This window comes from Pseudomonas sp. H1_D04 (assembly GCF_054683855.1).
Window position 1 is genome coordinate 3349286 of record NZ_CP162826.1, and the last position, 17419, is coordinate 3366704.

Sequence of the window (17419 nt, forward strand, 5' to 3'; positions counted from 1 at the left end):
CCCTTGGTCGTAGAGGAGTAAGCATAGCGTGCGATGAGATGGACTCTACAAACCGTGTACGGTTTCATGAAAGATGCCATCCCATTGTTTCAGAAGAACTTTTTCACCGGATACAAAAAAGGCCACTCTTTCGAGTAGCCTTTTTTGATGTTTGGTTGCGGGAGCCGGATTTGAACCGACGACCTTCGGGTTATGAGCCCGACGAGCTACCAGACTGCTCCATCCCGCGTCTGTGGGCGGCATTCTACAGCCAAGCGGCGAGGTGTCAACCGTTAATCAACCGATGGTGCAAATAAGTGTGAATTAACCGCCCATGCAACCTAAGTTCTCGATTGAGAAGGCTTTTTGTGGTGAGCAGGCTTGCTCCGCGTCGGGCGCGAAGCGTTCGTAATGAAGTGCACGCGATCCAGGTTTGAAAAACACACGCGCACAAAAAAGGCCACTCTTTCGAGTAGCCTTTTTTGATGTTTGGTTGCGGGAGCCGGATTTGAACCGACGACCTTCGGGTTATGAGCCCGACGAGCTACCAGACTGCTCCATCCCGCGTCTGTGTGTCGGCATTCTACAGAGGATCACGAGTGTGTCAACCTGTGAGTTGAAGAAAAGCGCTTGTGCTTCAATCGGTTAGCTCTCCAGAAAGCCTTGTAGGGGCCGCGCGAGCCAGGCGGGCCAAGGGTTTCGGCTCTATCGGGATGCTGTTTTCGATTGAAAAAATAAATCCATTTGTGAAATTTCCTACCGCTTAGGCAGAAGATTCAAACTACTGGTGCTATATACAGGTGCGAGTGCGATACTGCCCACCCGTAGGATTTCACCCCTCTATATATGACGCAGCGCAAAATCATCCACGTCGACTGTGATTGCTTCTACGCCGCTATCGAGATGCGCGATAACCCGAGCCTGGCGCAAAAGCCTCTGGCTGTGGGTGGCTCGGCGGACCGAAGGGGCGTGATCGCTACGTGCAATTACGAAGCGCGGGCGTACGGGGTGCGCTCAGCCATGTCGTCGCGCCATGCCTTGAAGCTTTGCCCGGACCTGACCATCGTCAAGCCGCGCATGGATGCTTATAAAGAAGCGTCGAAGGAAATTCAGACGATCTTTCGCGACTACACCGATCTGATTGAGCCATTGTCCCTGGATGAAGCCTATCTGGACGTCTCGGACAGCCCGCATTTTGGCGGCAGTGCCACGCGTATTGCCCAAGACATTCGTCGGCGGGTCTCCAACCAGTTGCACATCACCGTATCCGCCGGCGTGGCCCCGAATAAATTCCTGGCCAAGATCGCCAGCGACTGGAAAAAGCCCAACGGCTTGTTTGTGATCACCCCGGACCAGGTCGAAGACTTTGTCTCGCAGTTACGCGTGAGCAAGTTGCACGGCGTCGGCAAGGTCACGGCCGACAAGCTGGCTCGTTTGGGCATTGAAGACTGCCTGCAACTGCGCGAGTGGAGCAAACTGGCGTTGGTACGGGAATTCGGTAGTTTTGGCGAGCGACTCTGGAACCTGGCTCGTGGGATCGATGAGCGCGCGGTGCAGAACGACAACCGTCGGCAATCGATCAGTGTGGAAAATACCTACGACGTGGACCTGCCGGATCTCTCAAGCTGCCTGGAAAAACTCCCTGAACTGATGGAGACCCTGGCCGGGCGCATGGCGCGCATCGACAGCAGTTACCGTGCGGGCAAACCGTTCGTTAAGGTGAAGTTTCACGACTTTACCCAGACCACCTTGGAGCAGGCGGGGGCAGGGCGGGATCTGGAGAGTTATCAACAGCTGATGACCCAGGCGTTTAATCGTGGTGATAAACCGGTGCGATTGTTGGGTATTGGCGTGCGGTTGCTGGACCTAAGCGGCGGCCACGAACAGTTAGAGTTCTCTTGGTAGAGACCGGAAACAAAATGTGGGAGGGGGCTTGCTCCCGATAGCGGTGGGTCAGCTACGTATAAGCTGACTGATGCACCGCAATCGGGAGCAAGCCCCCTCCCACATTTGGATCTACAGTGTTTTCGAAGTCTCAGCGTGCTCCGGGATCTGCGACTAACCGCCCCGCGTCCTTGGTCAGCGCCTGCAGGAATTCCTGCTGCAGCTCCGGATCATTTCGGGTCAGCTCAATCAGGCTTTGTTCCAGTTCACTGGCTTCTTCTTCCAAGCCCAGCTCCGACAGACGCTTGACCCGGTGCACCCATTGGCTGACTTCGTCGTCTTCCAGGTCGTCGTAGATCAGGCCGTGGGCTTCCAGCAACTTGCCGCGCAAGGTACTGCTGATTGCCAGGGTCGAGTCCGAATGTACGTCGTCCTGGCCATCTTCCACGCTGATCTTCAGCGTCGTGATGCGATTCAGGTCCTGCTCGGCAAACGGGCTGTCCAACAGGTTCAGGCGCAGGACGCCGTTGCGGTCGGTGGTCAGCTCGTGAATCTTTTTGCCGGCGGTGACCTGCACCGGTCGTTCGCTCCAAGGCAGGCTTGAATACTCCACGCGCTTGTCACGCTGGACTTCATCGATACCTGCCAGATTCTGTTGCGCCCGGCCGTGGGATTGCACGTTCATGAACGGGTTGAGACCGTCCACGCCGTAAGTCAGCCAGTCGTGGGTCATGCTGGTAGGCAGGTTGCCGAGGGCGAAGATATTCGCCACGTTGGCACCCGCGCCCGCCACCAATGCCACCGCACCCAGGGGCAACTCATAGAGTTTGCGCCAGGGCTGGTAAGGCGTGTAGCGGTCGTAGCGACGGGTGACTTCGAATTCGGTGACCTCGAAAGTCTTCTGCTCGTGAATGCGAACCCGGCGTTGCGGCAGTTCCAGCACTTTGGGATCGCCTACATCGATCTGCAGACTGTGGTCGAGCAACTTACGCTCGACCCGCTCCTCGTGCTCACTGCGTTGCGACATCTGGTTGGCGCAGCCGCTGACCAGCAGGGCGCCGCACAAGGCGGCGCCCCCCAGGGCTCTGGTGTTTCGCTTGAACATGACTTCTCTTGATCTGGTTTTCAGCGACGAATACGCGCCTGAAGGAAAGACAGCACGTCAGCCACCGGTAATGGTTGGGCTTCGGCTTCGGTCCGGCTCTTGTATTCCAGATTGCCATCGGCCAGGCCGCGGTCACTGACCACGATCCGGTGCGGGATGCCAATCAGTTCCATGTCGGCGAACTTGATGCCCGGGCTGGTTTTCTTGTCCCGGTCATCGAGCAGCACTTCAAAACCGGCGGCCGTCAGTTCGGCATACAGTTTGTCGGTGGCTTCGCGTACTTGCTCGGTTTCGTAACGCAGCGGTACGAGCGCGATCTGGAACGGTGCCAGGGTGTCGCTCCAGATGATGCCTTTCTCATCGTTGTTCTGCTCGATAGCAGCAGCAACCACGCGGGATACGCCAATGCCGTAGCAACCCATGTCCAGGGTGATCGGCTTGCCGTTTTCGCCCAGCACTTCGCACTTCATCGCCTTGCTGTACTTGTTGCCCAGCTGGAAGATGTGCCCGACTTCGATGCCGCGCTTGATTTCCAGGGTGCCCTTGCCATCCGGGCTTGGGTCGCCGGCGACGACGTTGCGCAGGTCCGCTACGGTCGGAACTGGCAGGTCACGTTCCCAGTTCACGCCGAAATAGTGCTTATCGTCGATGTTCGCGCCGATACCGAAGTCGCTCATCAACTCTACCGAACGGTCGATGATGATCGGCAGTGGCAGGTTCAGCGGGCCGAGGGAACCGGCGCCGGCGCCAATGGCGTTGCGCAGTTCGTCGTCGGTGGCCATGACCAGCGGGCTGGCCACGCCAGGCTGTTGGGCAGCCTTGATTTCGTTGAGTTCGTGGTCGCCACGGATCACCAGGGCGATCAGTTTGCCTTCTTCCTCGGCGCGCACGATCAGGGTCTTGATGGTCTTTTCAATCGGCAGATTGAATTTTTCCACCAGGGCCGCGATGGTCTTGGTTTCCGGCGTGTCCACCAAGCGCAGTTCTTCAGCCGGCGCTGGGCGCGAGGTTTCGCGCGGTACGGCTTCGGCTTTCTCGATGTTGGCCGCGTAGTCGGAACCGTTGCTGAACGCGATATCGTCTTCGCCGGATTCAGCCAGCACGTGGAACTCGTGGGAACCGGCACCGCCGATGGAGCCATTGTCCGCTTCAACTGCCCGGAACTTCAGGCCCAAGCGCGTGAACACATTGCAGTAAGCCTGGTGCATACGATCGTAGGTGACCTGAAGCGATGCCTGGTCAGCGTGGAACGAATAGGCGTCCTTCATGATGAATTCGCGGCCGCGCATCAAACCGAAGCGTGGGCGGATTTCATCACGGAATTTGGTCTGGATCTGATACAGGTTCAGCGGCAGCTGCTTATAGCTGCTCAGCTCGTTGCGCATCAGGTCGGTGATCACTTCTTCGTGGGTCGGGCCAGCGCAGAAGTCGCGGCCATGACGGTCTTTGAAGCGCAGCAACTCAGGGCCGTACTCTTCCCAGCGCCCGGATTCCTGCCACAACTCAGCCGGTTGGGTGCTCGGCATCAACACTTCGAGAGAGCCGGCGGCGTTCATTTCTTCACGAACGATGGCTTCGACCTTGCGCATCACCTTCAAGCCCATGGGCAGCCAGGTGTACAGGCCGGAGGCCAGTTTGCGGATCATGCCGGCGCGCAGCATCAGCTGATGGCTGATCACGACCGCGTCGGAAGGCGTTTCTTTCTGTGTGGCGAGCAAATATTGACTGGTACGCATGGTAGGCCGTTGTCGGTTGCTTGGACTTGAAATGACTTGGGATTGTACGGGCGCAAACTGCCGCCGTACAGGCATCAGAATATAGGGCTGTTTGAAGGAGCGAGGGGGACGCCTAGTTCATGCTCGCTATGGGGGCGCCGCAGTCTGGCTTTTAAAGGGCCCCCAAAATCAGTCTTCTGCCGGCGGATTCAACCGAATCCGCCGATTCTCCTGAAACCAGTGCAACGCAATCAGCAGCAGCGTCGGCACCCCCAGCATGCAGGTGATCAGGAAGAAGTTGTGATATCCGAACTTCTCCACCATCACCCCCGAATACCCACCGATCAGGCGCGGCAGCAGGAGCATGATCGAACTGAGCAAGGCATATTGAGTGGCGGAAAACTTGAGGTTGGTAAGGCTCGACAGGTAAGCCACAAATGCCGAGGTGGCCAGGCCGGAGCTGAAGTTGTCCAGGGAGATGGTGAAGATCAGCATCTGCAGGTCGGGGCCCATGTCTGCGAGCATCACGAATAGCAGGTTGGTGCCGGCCGACAGGACACCGCCGATAAACAGGATCGGCAGGATGCCGAACCGCACAATCAGCAAACCACCCATGCCGGCGCCGAGCAGGGTCATGATCAGGCCGAAGATCTTGCTGACCCCGGCGATCTGATCCTTGGTAAAGCCCTGGTCGATGTAGAACACGTTGGCCATCACGCCCATCACGGTGTCGGACATGCGATAGGTGGCGATTAGCCCGAGCAACAGCAGTGCCTGCCAGCGGTAGCGCAGGATAAAGTCGTTGACCGGTGTCAGCACCGGCGCCAGGCCGCGACGGCCCATGGTCGAGAGGCACAGTGCGGTGAGGATGATATAGAGAATGGCGCGCAGGAACGCGCGGTCCTCCATCAGCAGGTCCCACACGCTGGTGTCGTGGAACACCACGCTTCCGAAGTCGGTGTTGTACAACTGGGTAAACATGGCGGGCACTGACACCAGCAGAACGATCAGCACAAACACCGACATCAGTTGGTGCATGAAACTGTAGCGCCCGGCCTGCAGCTGGGTGCGCAATGGCACATTGGGTTCGCGCATGAACAGGGTGGTCAGCAGCGCCGGGATCATCAGCACGCCGAACAGCACATAGGTGCCGGTCCACGCCGAGTGTTTATAGTTGAAGCCGGTGGAGCCAAAGCCTTCGGCAAAGAACAGTGCACCCGCCGTGGCCAGCAGGGCGGCTATGCGGTAGCCGGACATATAGCTGGCGGCCAGCGCGGCCTGGCGGCTGTCGTCGGCGATTTCCAGGCGATAGGCATCGACCGCGATGTCTTGGGTGGCGGACGCGAAGGCGACGACGACGGCAATAGCGATCAGCCAGGACAAATGTTTCTGCGGGTCGCAGAAACCCATGCCGATCAATCCAAGGATCACCAGCGACTGGGCCAATACCAGCCAGGAACGACGCCGTCCAAGTTTGCCGAGCAGCGGCAGGCGCCATTGGTCGAGCAGTGGTGACCAGACCCATTTGAAGGCGTACGCCAGACCGATCAGGCTCGCATAGCCGATGGTCTCGCGGGCCACACCGGCCTCGCGCAGCCACACCGAAAGCGTCGAGAACACCAACATGTAAGGCATGCCGGCGGCAAAGCCGAGCAACAACAGCACTAACGTCGAGGGGCTGGCATAGGCGGCGAGCGCGGCGCGCCAGGTTTTACGGGGCATGGGCTGGAGTCTGCCTCAGGTTTGCGGAAACAAAGCGCGCACTCTAACCGCTGTGCTCTACCGGGCGCCAGCCATGGCGCTGAATATCCACGCGATTATTACGGACAGTGACGCCTTCATCGCGCAAACGCGCGCGCTGCTCGTCGCCCGAGGCGCTGCCCACCGGCAGGCTTATCCGACCGCCGGCACCCAGCACGCGATGCCAGGGCAATGTGGTGCCTTCTGGGAGTTGGCTCAAGGTGCGCCCCACCCAGCGTGCAGCGCGGCCCAGCCCGGCCAGTTGCGCCAGCTCGCCGTAACTCACCACGCAGCCGGCGGGGACTTGCGCCAATGTCAGGTACAACGCGGTACGGCGCATCTCGGCCGCGTTTTGCGGGGTGTTGGCAGATTGATTCACTGAGGTGCTATCCGTTGAAAATGTCGGCATATCTGTAAGAAATATGCTGTAAGCAGGGTGTTGAGAATTGAACTCAATACAGATCCTTGAGTCAGTCCTTGCTAACACGTCATCTAAGACGATAATGCCCTCTTTTCGCCAAAACCGAGCCTCGAATCCGCATATGTTGTCCAGAACCCTGCTGTGCCTTGCTGTTTTCAGCGCCTCAACACCTTTGCTCGCCGATACCGTCTGGTTGAAGAACGGTGACCGCCTGACCGGCAAGATCAAGGTATTTGACGGTGGCAAGCTGCTGATCCAGACCGACTACGCGGGTGCAGTCCCGGTGGACTGGAAGCAGGTTAAAACCCTGGAGAGCGACCAGGAGTTGTTGGTCAAGCAGGACGCCTACACTGGCGAGAAGGCTAAATCCCTCAAAGCTGCGGATGATGGCAAAGTGGTGCTGGCCAATGGCGAAGCGCCCAAGACTGTAGAACTGGCCAGCATCCAGCAGATCATCAAGCCCAAGCCTGTGATCGAAGACCTGGTGTGGAAGGGCAACGTCGACATGGCGCTGGACTACAAACGCGCCGAGAACGACACCAACGACTACGATATCGACTTCAAAACCACTGCCCGCCATGGCCAGTGGCGGCATACCGGTCAAGGTGAGTACAACCGAGAATTCCAGGACGACGTGACCACCACCGACAACTGGGCTTTGGAATACGACCTGGACCGGTTCATCACCGAGCATTGGTTCTGGCAAGGGCGTTTGACCTACAAGCGCGACAAAGTGGAAGACCTTGCGCGTCAACGCACGGTCGGTACCGGTCCGGGCTACCAGTTCTGGGACGACGAATTGGGTGCGTTCTCCCTGGGGTCGCTGGTCAACCGCACCGATTATGAATATGCCGATGGCGGTAAGGACAACTTCTATTCCCTGGCTATGAAGTGGAACTACAACCGCTATCTGGTGGGCAAGACCGTCGAGTTCTTCACCACTGGCGAACTGGGCAAGCCTATCGATGCGCCCGCGGATTACTCTCTGGATGCGGAAGTCGGCCTGCGCTACAAGGTCACCGAGTGGGCTTCCCTCAATCTCAAGGCCGAGCGCGACGTTATCAGTGGCGACTCGGAAAGCAGTTTGAGCAAGACCCGCTACACCGCAGGCTTCGGCGTGGCCTGGTAATAAGGCTGCATAAAACCTGCTTGGCAACATGCGCGGATATTGATTACCTTGTGTTGCGATCCATTCCCATATGGGTTGGGCGGCTGAATACCCGAGGAGTCACACGTTGAGCGCGCACGTTGCCAAGAACGCCCGAGAGCTATTGCTCAAGGAATACCGTGGGGCTCTCGCCACACAGTCAAAAGCCATGCCGGGTTTTCCCTTTGGTTCGGTCGTGCCGTACTGCCTGGACGAACAGGGTCGCCCGCTGATCCTGATCAGCCGTATCGCCCAGCACACCCACAACCTGCAAAAAGACCCCAAGTGCTCGCTGCTGGTGGGCGAACGTGAGGCCGACGATGTGCAAGCCGTTGGGCGTCTGACCTACCTGGGTGAAGCCGAGAAGTTGGAGGAGGGCGCCGCCATCGAGGCTGCCGCCGAGCGCTATTACCGCTACTTTCCCGATTCTGCCAACTACCATAAAGCTCACGATTTCGACTTTTGGGTGCTCAAGCCGGTGCGCCACCGTTACATCGGCGGCTTTGGCGCGATTCACTGGGTCGACCAGTTGACCCTCGCCAACCCGTTCGCGGGCAAGGATGAGCGCAGCATGATCGAGCACATGAACAGCGATCACACCAAGGCCATCGCCCATTACGTTCAGCTTGCCGGCCTGCCTGCCGTGGAGCCCGCGCAATTGGCCGGCATCGACAGCGAAGGCATGCACCTGCGTATCGGCCAAGCCCTGTACTGGCTGCCGTTTGCCGAGCCTTGCAACACGCCGACACAAGTACGCGAAGCCCTGGTTTCATTGGCCCACGCCCAAGCCTGGCCGAAAAAAGCCGCGGCTGACGCTTGAATTCACGAAACGGCGACGTCATCTAAGGTGGACTGGCAAGGCATTCTTGCGTTGAGGAACCATTTGATGCGCCCTTTTTTATTGCTCTTTCTGCTGTTCCCGGTGTTGGAGCTGTTCGTATTCGTCCAAGTCAGCAGTGCGATCGGGTTTTTCCCGGCCCTGTTGCTGATCATTCTCGGCTCGATGCTTGGCGTTCTGGTGCTGCGCGTCGCCGGCCTGGCAACGGCACTGCGTGCCCGTGAAAGCCTGAACCGTGGCGAACTACCGGCCCAGACCATGCTTGAAGGTCTGATGATGGCCCTGGCGGGTGGCCTGTTGATCCTGCCGGGTTTCGTCAGCGATGTTGTCGGGCTGCTCCTGCTGCTGCCGTTCACTCGCAAACTTCTGGCGGGCAAGATGCGCCAGCGCGCCGAAGAGGCGGCGATTCGCCAGCGTGCGTTCGCCGACGACCTGCAACCCCGTGGTGGCCCGGCTCCGCGCCAGCCTTTGGGGCGTGAAGGCGATGTGATCGAAGGTGAGTTCGAACACCGCGACAGCAAATAACCGCTTTATTGACACGGCACCTGCGGGTGCCGTGTTGCTTTTATCGCTCGGCAACTGCAAAAAAATTCCGCCGATCGCCCTTGTAATAAGCTTATGCGCCCTTATGTAACGGTCACCGCAAGGTTTCTGGTGGCGACACCAGACAGACTTCCGCGTCTTGCTTGGCGAGGCGCGACCGGCACAGCCGGATAACAACCTGCCGGTACTGACACCGGCCGATGAAAAACACAATTAGGAGAGATCGACAATGAGCAAGCTTCGTCCTCTGCACGACCGCGTCGTAATCCGTCGCAGCGAAGAAGAAAAGAAAACCGCTGGCGGTATCGTTCTGCCAGGTTCGGCTGCTGAAAAAGCCAACCACGGTGTGATCGTCGCTGCAGGCCCAGGCAAGACTCTGGAAAACGGTGACGTACGTGCGCTGGCCGTTAAAGTCGGTGACAAGGTTGTATTTGGCCCTTACTCCGGCAGCAACACTGTGAAAGTCGACGGCGAAGACCTGCTGGTTATGGCTGAGAACGAGATTCTCGCTGTTCTGGAAGACTGATTTCCCCGCTCATTTTCCCGTTACTACAAAGTATTTAAGGAATATCGATCATGGCTGCTAAAGAAGTTAAATTCGGCGATTCCGCCCGTAAAAAAATGCTCACCGGTGTCAACATCCTGGCTGACGCAGTAAAAGCTACCCTGGGCCCGAAAGGTCGTAACGTGATCATCGAGAAGAGCTTCGGCGCTCCGACCATCACCAAGGACGGCGTTTCTGTAGCAAAAGAAATCGAACTGGAAGACCGTTTCGAAAACATGGGCGCGCAGCTGGTCAAAGACGTTGCCTCCCGTGCCAACGATGACGCAGGCGACGGTACTACCACCGCCACCGTTCTGGCTCAGTCGATCGTCAACGAAGGCCTGAAAGCCGTCGCTGCCGGCATGAACCCGATGGACCTCAAGCGCGGTATCGACAAGGCCACCATCGCCGTTGTTGCCGAGCTGAAAAACCTGTCCAAGCCATGCGCTGACACCAAGGCTATCGCTCAGGTAGGTACCATCTCCGCCAACTCCGACAGCTCCATCGGCGACATCATTGCCGAAGCCATGGAAAAAGTCGGTAAAGAAGGCGTGATCACCGTTGAAGAAGGCACTGGCCTGGAAAACGAACTGTCGGTTGTAGAAGGCATGCAGTTCGACCGTGGCTACCTGTCCCCGTACTTCGTCAACAAGCCAGAAACCATGGTTGCCGAGCTGGAAAGCCCGCTGATCCTGCTGGTCGACAAAAAGATCTCCAACATCCGCGAAATGCTGCCAGTGCTGGAAGCCGTTGCCAAAGCCGGCCGCCCACTGCTGATCGTTTCCGAAGACGTTGAAGGCGAAGCCCTGGCGACTCTGGTTGTGAACAACATGCGTGGCATCGTCAAGGTTGCAGCCGTCAAGGCTCCAGGCTTCGGCGACCGTCGCAAGGCCATGCTGCAGGACATCGCTGTTCTGACCGGCGGTACCGTAATCTCCGAAGAGATCGGCCTGAGCCTGGAAAGCGCCACCCTGGAAAACCTGGGTAGTGCCAAGCGCGTGACCATCTCCAAAGAAAACACCATCATCGTTGACGGTGCTGGCGTTGATGGCGACATCCAGTCCCGCATCAATCAGATCCGCGCCCAGGTTGCCGAGACTTCCTCGGACTACGACCGTGAAAAACTGCAAGAGCGTCTGGCCAAGCTGTCCGGCGGCGTTGCAGTGATCAAGGTTGGCGCCGGTTCCGAAGTCGAAATGAAAGAGAAGAAAGCCCGCGTTGAAGACGCCCTGCACGCAACCCGTGCAGCCGTTGAAGAAGGCGTGGTACCTGGCGGTGGCGTTGCGCTGATCCGTGCTCTGGAAGCCTTGGTTGACCTGAAAGGCGATAACGCTGACCAGAACGTCGGTATCGCTGTTCTGCGTCGCGCCGTTGAATCCCCACTGCGCCAGATCGCTTCCAACAGCGGCGACGAGCCAAGTGTTGTGGTCAACGAAGTGAAGAACGGTAAAGGTAACTACGGTTACAACGCTGCAACCAGCGAGTACGGCGACATGGTTGAAATGGGTATCCTGGACCCAACCAAAGTCACCCGTTCGGCACTGCAAGCTGCCGCTTCGATCGCCGGTCTGCTGCTGACTACCGAAGTTGCCATTGCTGACAAGCCGAAGGCTGAAGGCGCTGGCGGTGGCGGTATGCCAGACATGGGCGGCATGGGTGGCATGGGCGGCATGATGTAAGCCAGCCTTACCCCTGTACTGAAAAAGCCCCGCCTGCAGTGATGCAGGCGGGGCTTTTTTGTGGGCGTTGCTTTGGGTTCAGGTGTGCGTTGCGCGCTTGGATGGCCGGTACAGCAAAAGGCAATACAGCCCCAGGCAGATCAGCCAGCAGAAAATCGCCGTCCACACGTTATGGGAAAAGAAGTGTGCGCCTTGCATCATGCGGCTGACGGAAAAGACGCTGCCCAAGCCGACGGCGAAGATGAATGCGTAGCGAGCCATGCGCGGCTGCCTGTCACGCAGTGCAAAAAACAGCGCGAACAAGGCGAATCCGGTGGCGGCATGACCGCCTGGCCAGCAGCGCCCGGGTTTATCGGTGGGCGGGCGAGGGCTCAGCAGTTTGCTGTAGGTTTCCTGACCGCCGAACTCCTGAACACTCCATGGGCACTGGACGCCGGTGATGGTTTTCAGCGGAGAGACAAACGCCGTCGCCAGCCCGAGTGAGAGCACCAGGCAGCCCAGTTCGCGACGATAGGGTTTGAGCCGTTGGAGGACAAACGTGCCGACAAATCCCAGTATCGCCAAGACCGAGAACAGGATGACCAACTCTTTGGCGCGGTCATGCAGGATGTCTTCGAGGAAGAAACTGTAACGCCCGATGAAACCGCCCTCCGCGCCGTTGTAGAACAGCTTGGCGAGGTCCATGTCCAGCGAGGTTAGCTCCAGCAACAGCAATAGGAGCGCAGCGCCGCCAGGGATGCCGAGGCATAGCCATAAGTTGAGAGGTTTGGAAGCCGGTACGGCGGGGGTGGTTCGCATGGTGAACCCTGGTGAAACAGTCCCGTACTGACCTGTACGGGACGTTTTGGTTAGCGCGTGCTCAATGCCGGGGCCTCTTCCTTGGGCGCCCTCCAGCTCAGCAACTGTTGTTTGAAACCATAACTGGCAGCCTGGTAGTAGCTGATCGCCCGCTGGATCAACGGATCATCGCTGCCGACGCGCAGCTCTTTGCTTTCACCTAGGGCTTGGTCGTGGCGGCGTAGGCCCAGGCGCGGGCTGAGAATGGCCAGGTCCTTGCCGTCGAACAATCCCAGGTGCTGGTAGTTACCGACCACGACCCGAGGTGGCAGTGGGTTTTCCTGCAGCAGGTTACGGCCAAAGAACGTTGATTCGTAGCTCAGGTTGAGCAGGCCCAGTAGCGTAGGCGCCAAGTCGATCTGGCTGGCCAGTTGCGCGCTTTCTCGTGGGTCGATCAGCTTGGGCGCATAGATGAAGAGCGGAATCTGGTAGTTGGTGATGGGCAGATCTTCTTTACCTGCGCTGCCGGCGGTGTGGTCGGCGACGAAGATGAAGATCGTGTTATCGAACCAGGGTTTTTGACGGGCGGCTTCCAGGAATTGGCCGATGGCATGGTCGGTGTACTTCACGGCGCCGTCGCGGCCATTCCCGGATTTGATGTCGATGCGCCCATCCGGGTAGGTGTAGGGGCGGTGGTTGGAAGTGGTCATCAACTGCAGCAAAAATGGCTGCTGCTTGGCGTAGTCGGTGTCGGCCAGTTTCAGGGTTTGTTTGTACAGGTCCTCGTCAGCCATGCCCCAGGCGTTCTTGAACGAGATTTCCGACTCGGGCACGCTGCTCTGGTCCACGACGCGATAACCGTTACCGCTGAAAAACGCGTTCATGTTATCGAAGTACCCGCGCCCGCCGTACACAAACACGCTGTCGTAACCGACGGCCGTGAGTTGCTGCCCCAGGCTGGCGAAGCCGCTTTCACGACCAATGCGCTTGACGATCGAGCGCCCGGGCGTAGGGGGGATCGCCAGGGTAATTGCTTCCAGGCCACGGTCGGTGCGGGTGCCGGTGGCATAGAAGTTATTGAAATACAGGCTCTGTTTGCGCAGCGCATCGAGGTAAGGCGTGAGGTTGCGTTCGTCGCCGTTGCTGCCCATGTATTTGGCGCTGAAACTTTCGATAGTCACCAGCACGATATTGGGTTTGCGCGGCGTGCCCGGGTTGGTGATGGCGCGGCGAATATCCAGCGGGTCCTGACCGATAAAACGGGCGTTGGGCTCGCTGAGTTCGGTGCGCATTTGCTGGGCAACGACGTCCGTTGGCAGGGTTTTGTAGAACTGCGGGTAATCCAACTCATTATTACGGAAGGCGGCAAAGAACTGATACGGGCCATTGCTGGCCAGTTCGTTCTTGTAAGCGTTACCGCCCTGGGCGCGCGGGCTGTCTTGGCTGATCAGTTGCAGGCTCAGCCCGGTCACGATCAGCAGGCCCAAGGCATTCGCCAGCCGGCCACGCATTGTCGGCAGTGGGGCGCTCACCGCCGCGTTGAACGGCTTGCGCAAGGCCAGGCTCAGCACAATGGCCAGCATGGCTAGCAGGCTCAGCAGTTTACCGATCGGATAGGACTCCAACAGGTTGTTCAACACCTCATCGGAATACACCAGATAGTCAACGGCAATAAAGTTGAAGCGCACGCCGAACTCATCCCAGAACAGCCACTCGGCCACCGAGGTAAACAGCATGGCGAACAGGCTGACGGTGAGCACCGCCTGCAGGAACCAGCGGTGACCGCGACGGCGCCACAGCGCGGGTGGGCACAGCAGCAAATACAGCCCCAGCGGCAGTGCTGCATAGGCCAGGAAACCCAGGTCGTACAGCAGGCCCACGCCAAACACCGGCAGCAGGTTGCCGCCGACTTCATCCAAGTGGGTGATGAGCAGTACGCTGCGAGTGAGCAGGAAAATAACCAGCCAGGCACCGGTTACCAACAGCAAATAGCGCATTGGCGCCATCTTGAGAAACCCCATGTCAATGTTCCTTATATCAATGGGAGGCGATCTTCTGCCTGACACTGTAGTCAGTTTGTGAAGCTATAGTGAAAAACTTGTTCAACTCCTTACAAGGTTGAAAACCTTTATCGTCGTACCTCTCAGCTCTATCCCTTAGCCACACTTGGCCTTAAGCTGCGCGAGCCAACACGGCCGTTACCGCGTACGGAGACACTGCCCATGCGAATTCTATTGGTTGAAGACAACCGCGATATTCTGGCCAACCTGGCCGACTACCTGGGGCTAAAAGGCTACACCGTGGACTGTGCGCAGGACGGTTTGTCGGGCTTGCACCTGGCCGCAACCGAGCACTACGACTTGATCGTGCTCGACATCATGCTGCCTGGCATCGATGGCTACACCTTGTGCAAACGCCTGCGTGAAGACGCCCGCCGCGACACGCCGGTGATCATGCTCACCGCTCGCGACCAGTTGGATGACCGGTTGCAGGGCTTCAAGTCCGGCGCCGACGATTATTTGCTCAAACCGTTTGCCCTGTCGGAATTGGCCGCGCGTATCGAAGCCGTGCTGCGGCGTGCCCAAGGTGGCGGCCGTCGCGCCCTGCAAGTGGCCGATCTTAATTACGACCTCGATACCCTAGAAGTTACCCGCGAAGGGCGCCTGCTCAAACTCAACCCGGTCGGCCTGAAGCTGCTCGCGGTCTTGATGCAGAAAAGTCCCCACGTACTGCGTCGGGAAGTGCTTGAAGAGGCGCTGTGGGGCGATGACTGCCCGGACAGCGACAGCCTGCGCAGCCATGTGCACCAGTTGCGGCAAGTGATCGATAAGCCGTTCGCCAAACCGCTGCTGCAAACGGTGCATGGTGTGGGTTACCGCTTGGCCGAGGGCCGTGATGGAGTTTAAGCAAAGCCTTGCCCAGCGGATCATCATCGCCTTTGCCTTGATGAGTGCGTTGGTGGCGGGCGCCTTCGCCATGGGCATCGTCGCGACCGTGCACCTGGTGGAAGAGAAGTTGATCTCGGCAGGCTTGGGCGGTGACTTGCAGCGCCTGCTGCTGATGGACACCGTTGAGGACTGGCGGCACCGGCCCGAGCCCGATCAGCTGTTTTACTTCAGCGGTGGCCCCGGCGATTTTGAATTGCCCAAGGACCTGCGCCATCTGGAGCCAGGGTTTCATGAGGTGTTTCGGGAGGCGCTGTCGTACCACGCCATGGTCGAAGTAGTCGACGGTCGGCGCTATGTGCTGCTGCAAGATCAAAGCGATTTCGAAGAGCGCGAGCGCGTGCTGTTTGCCGTGGTGTTGGTGGGCTTCGTGCTCAGCCTGGCGCTGGCGGTGTTCCTCGGTTGGGTGCTGGCCCGTAAGGTGATGGCGCCGGTGGTGCGCCTGGCTCGTCAGGTGCGCCACCGTGACCAGTTGCTTGGCCTGGCGCCGCCCCTGGCGCCCGACTATGCCGCCGACGAAGTGGGGGAGTTGGCCGTGGCCTTCGACGCCACGCTGGGGCGCCTGCGTCAGGCATTGTCACGCGAGCAGTTGTTTACCAGCGATGTCAGCCACGAACTGCGCACGCCCCTGATGGTGCTGGCCAGTTCCTGCGAACTGCTACTGGAAAACCCCGCGATCGATCAGCGTGGGCGTAACCAGGTCGAGCGAATCGCCCGTGCCTGTGAAGAAATGCGTGAACTGGTCCAAACCTTCCTGATGCTCGCCCGTGCCCAACATGACGATGGCAGCATGTCGCCCAAGGTCAACCTGTCGCAGGTGGCTGATGATCTGCTTGGCATTTGGCGCGAGCCCATTGAGCACAAGGGCCTGGAGTTGATCTACCAACCGGGCAACCCTTTGGATACCCGCTACAACGCGACCTTCCTGCATGCCGTGATGGGCAACCTGTTGCGCAATGCGCTGCATTACACCGAACGCGGTTTTATCCGGCTGACCCTGGAGCCTACCGGGTTTGTGGTGGAAGACAGCGGCGTCGGCATTCCCGAAGATAAGCGCGAAGCGATGTTCGAGCCGTTTGTCCGCGGCAGTGAGAAGCGCGGTGAGGGCCTCGGATTGGGTTTGTCACTGGTCCAGCGAATCTGCGAGAACCAGGGCTGGAGCGTTACCCTCAGCACTATGGAACCCAATGGCTGTCGCTTTCATGTTCAGTTGAGTCAGGTCAACGCCTGACCGTTTCCCCTGCCGTTATCCTGCCAGAGATCGCCGTAATTCGGCGAAGATGGCCCCATGATATTGCTTGTATCTGTAAAGTCTTGAAATATATGAGATTGGACAGGACAAGTTTTTCACAATGGGTTGACCTGTTGATCACAGGACGCTGCTTAAGGTTGTAGGCATCAGCAACAGGAGATCCGTTGATGCCTACCCCGATCAAACTCGAATTTTCCGACAAGTACGACGACGAACACGCCCACGAATATTTGCTCAAGCATCAGGACAATTTGGCCCGCCGCTTGTCCCACAAGCGCGACGAACAATTGGCCCGTGGTGCGTTGGCGATGGCGGGTGAGCCTAGCCTGGTGCTGGACTTGCCGTGTGGTGCGGGGCGCTTCTGGCCGTTGCTGGCGGAAAAACCCAACCGTGTGATTATTGGCGCCGACAATTCCGCGTCGATGTTGAAGGTCGCAACCGCCGCCCAACCGGCGGATGTGGTGAAACGGGTACGACCTTTGCAGACATCTGCCTTTGATATCGATTTGCCGGATAACTCGGTCGATAGCATTTTCTGTATGCGCCTGTTGCACCACATTGGTGATCCGGCGCACCGACTGGCGATATTGCGGGAGTTTCAGCGTGTTACCCGCGACAGCGTGATCATTTCGCTGTGGGTCGATGGCAATTTCAAAGCCTGGAAACGCAAACGCCTTGAAGGGCAGCGACGCAAGAACGGTGAGCAAGAAGGTTACCAAAACAGATTTGTGTTACCAGCTGCTACTGTTGAAGCAGAATTTGAGCAAGCGGGTTTCCGTGTTCAGGATTCTCTGGATTTCATCCCGCTGTACGCCATGTGGCGAGTGTATGTATTGCGCAAGAGGTAAGA

15 protein-coding genes and 2 tRNA genes are annotated in these 17419 nt (G+C 58.4%); 9 read left to right on the forward strand and 8 right to left on the reverse strand.

Features of this window, described 5'->3' with window-relative positions; translation table 11 throughout:
* Nucleotides 1-152: 152 nt before the first annotated feature.
* Both AB4N82_RS15490 and AB4N82_RS15495 read right to left on the reverse strand, forming a co-directional pair.
* A tRNA-Met gene (locus AB4N82_RS15490) sits at nt 153-229 on the reverse strand.
* Nucleotides 230-469: 240 nt separating this feature from the next.
* Nucleotides 470-546, reverse strand: a tRNA-Met gene (locus tag AB4N82_RS15495).
* Between the two features lie 279 nt (nt 547-825).
* On the opposite strand from AB4N82_RS15495, the gene dinB reads away from it, so the two are divergent.
* Nucleotides 826-1884 carry a DNA polymerase IV gene (gene dinB / locus AB4N82_RS15500; protein ID WP_032890809.1) on the forward strand — a complete coding sequence of 353 codons (1059 nt, stop codon included), beginning with the start codon at nt 826-828 and terminating at the stop codon, nt 1882-1884.
* Between the two features lie 130 nt (nt 1885-2014).
* Here dinB and AB4N82_RS15505 read toward each other — a convergent pair whose 3' ends face one another.
* The 4 genes from AB4N82_RS15505 to AB4N82_RS15520 all read right to left on the reverse strand — a co-directional run bounded on the left by AB4N82_RS15505 (nt 2015) and on the right by AB4N82_RS15520 (nt 6763).
* Nucleotides 2015-2968 carry a hypothetical protein gene (locus AB4N82_RS15505; RefSeq protein ID WP_032890811.1) on the reverse strand — a complete coding sequence of 318 codons (954 nt, stop codon included), beginning with the start codon at nt 2966-2968 and terminating at the stop codon, nt 2015-2017.
* Nucleotides 2969-2988: 20 nt separating this feature from the next.
* The gene (locus tag AB4N82_RS15510; protein WP_095185795.1) at nt 2989-4704 is read right to left on the reverse strand and encodes a proline--tRNA ligase; all 1716 of its coding nucleotides are present in this window, start codon (nt 4702-4704) and stop codon (nt 2989-2991) included.
* A 168-nt stretch (nt 4705-4872) separates the two neighbouring features.
* The gene (locus tag AB4N82_RS15515) at nt 4873-6405 is read right to left on the reverse strand and encodes an AmpG family muropeptide MFS transporter (protein ID WP_032890815.1); all 1533 of its coding nucleotides are present in this window, start codon (nt 6403-6405) and stop codon (nt 4873-4875) included.
* Nucleotides 6406-6448: 43 nt separating this feature from the next.
* On the reverse strand, nt 6449-6763 hold the full coding sequence (locus AB4N82_RS15520; RefSeq protein WP_375803693.1) for an MGMT family protein: 315 nt from the start codon (nt 6761-6763) through the stop codon (nt 6449-6451).
* Nucleotides 6764-6965: 202 nt separating this feature from the next.
* On the opposite strand from AB4N82_RS15520, the gene AB4N82_RS15525 reads away from it, so the two are divergent.
* The 5 genes from AB4N82_RS15525 (at nt 6966) to groL (ending at nt 11595) form a co-directional block, all read left to right on the forward strand.
* Nucleotides 6966-7973, forward strand: coding sequence for a DUF481 domain-containing protein (locus AB4N82_RS15525; RefSeq protein WP_122763814.1), 1008 nt, complete (start codon nt 6966-6968; stop codon nt 7971-7973).
* Between the two features lie 106 nt (nt 7974-8079).
* On the forward strand, nt 8080-8811 hold the full coding sequence (locus tag AB4N82_RS15530; RefSeq protein WP_460102124.1) for a HugZ family pyridoxamine 5'-phosphate oxidase: 732 nt from the start codon (nt 8080-8082) through the stop codon (nt 8809-8811).
* Nucleotides 8812-8877: 66 nt separating this feature from the next.
* Nucleotides 8878-9354 carry an FxsA family protein gene (locus AB4N82_RS15535; RefSeq protein ID WP_122763812.1) on the forward strand — a complete coding sequence of 159 codons (477 nt, stop codon included), beginning with the start codon at nt 8878-8880 and terminating at the stop codon, nt 9352-9354.
* A gap of 247 nt (nt 9355-9601) precedes the next feature.
* On the forward strand, nt 9602-9898 hold the full coding sequence (locus tag AB4N82_RS15540) for a co-chaperone GroES (RefSeq protein WP_003175874.1): 297 nt from the start codon (nt 9602-9604) through the stop codon (nt 9896-9898).
* A 50-nt stretch (nt 9899-9948) separates the two neighbouring features.
* Nucleotides 9949-11595, forward strand: a complete 1647-nt coding sequence (groL, locus tag AB4N82_RS15545) for a chaperonin GroEL (RefSeq protein ID WP_032890825.1) — start codon at nt 9949-9951, stop codon at nt 11593-11595.
* 78 nt (nt 11596-11673) lie between these two features.
* Here groL and AB4N82_RS15550 read toward each other — a convergent pair whose 3' ends face one another.
* Nucleotides 11674-12393 (reverse strand): phosphatase PAP2 family protein, encoded by a 720-nt coding sequence (locus AB4N82_RS15550; RefSeq protein WP_122756113.1) that lies wholly within the window; start codon nt 12391-12393, stop codon nt 11674-11676.
* 50 nt (nt 12394-12443) lie between these two features.
* Nucleotides 12444-14393 (reverse strand): LTA synthase family protein, encoded by a 1950-nt coding sequence (locus AB4N82_RS15555; protein ID WP_122763811.1) that lies wholly within the window; start codon nt 14391-14393, stop codon nt 12444-12446.
* 201 nt (nt 14394-14594) lie between these two features.
* Here AB4N82_RS15555 and colR point away from each other — a divergent pair, with 201 nt between their 5' ends.
* The 3 genes from colR (at nt 14595) to AB4N82_RS15570 (ending at nt 17417) form a co-directional block, all read left to right on the forward strand.
* A complete protein-coding gene (gene colR / locus AB4N82_RS15560; RefSeq protein ID WP_027605482.1) occupies nt 14595-15278 on the forward strand; it encodes a two-component system response regulator ColR in 684 nt (227 codons plus the stop codon).
* On the forward strand, nt 15268-16548 hold the full coding sequence (locus tag AB4N82_RS15565; protein WP_032890831.1) for a sensor histidine kinase: 1281 nt from the start codon (nt 15268-15270) through the stop codon (nt 16546-16548). The genes colR and AB4N82_RS15565 overlap by 11 nt, the downstream gene beginning before the upstream one ends.
* A gap of 188 nt (nt 16549-16736) precedes the next feature.
* The gene (locus tag AB4N82_RS15570; RefSeq protein ID WP_032890833.1) at nt 16737-17417 is read left to right on the forward strand and encodes a class I SAM-dependent methyltransferase; all 681 of its coding nucleotides are present in this window, start codon (nt 16737-16739) and stop codon (nt 17415-17417) included.
* Nucleotides 17418-17419 lie beyond the last annotated feature (2 nt).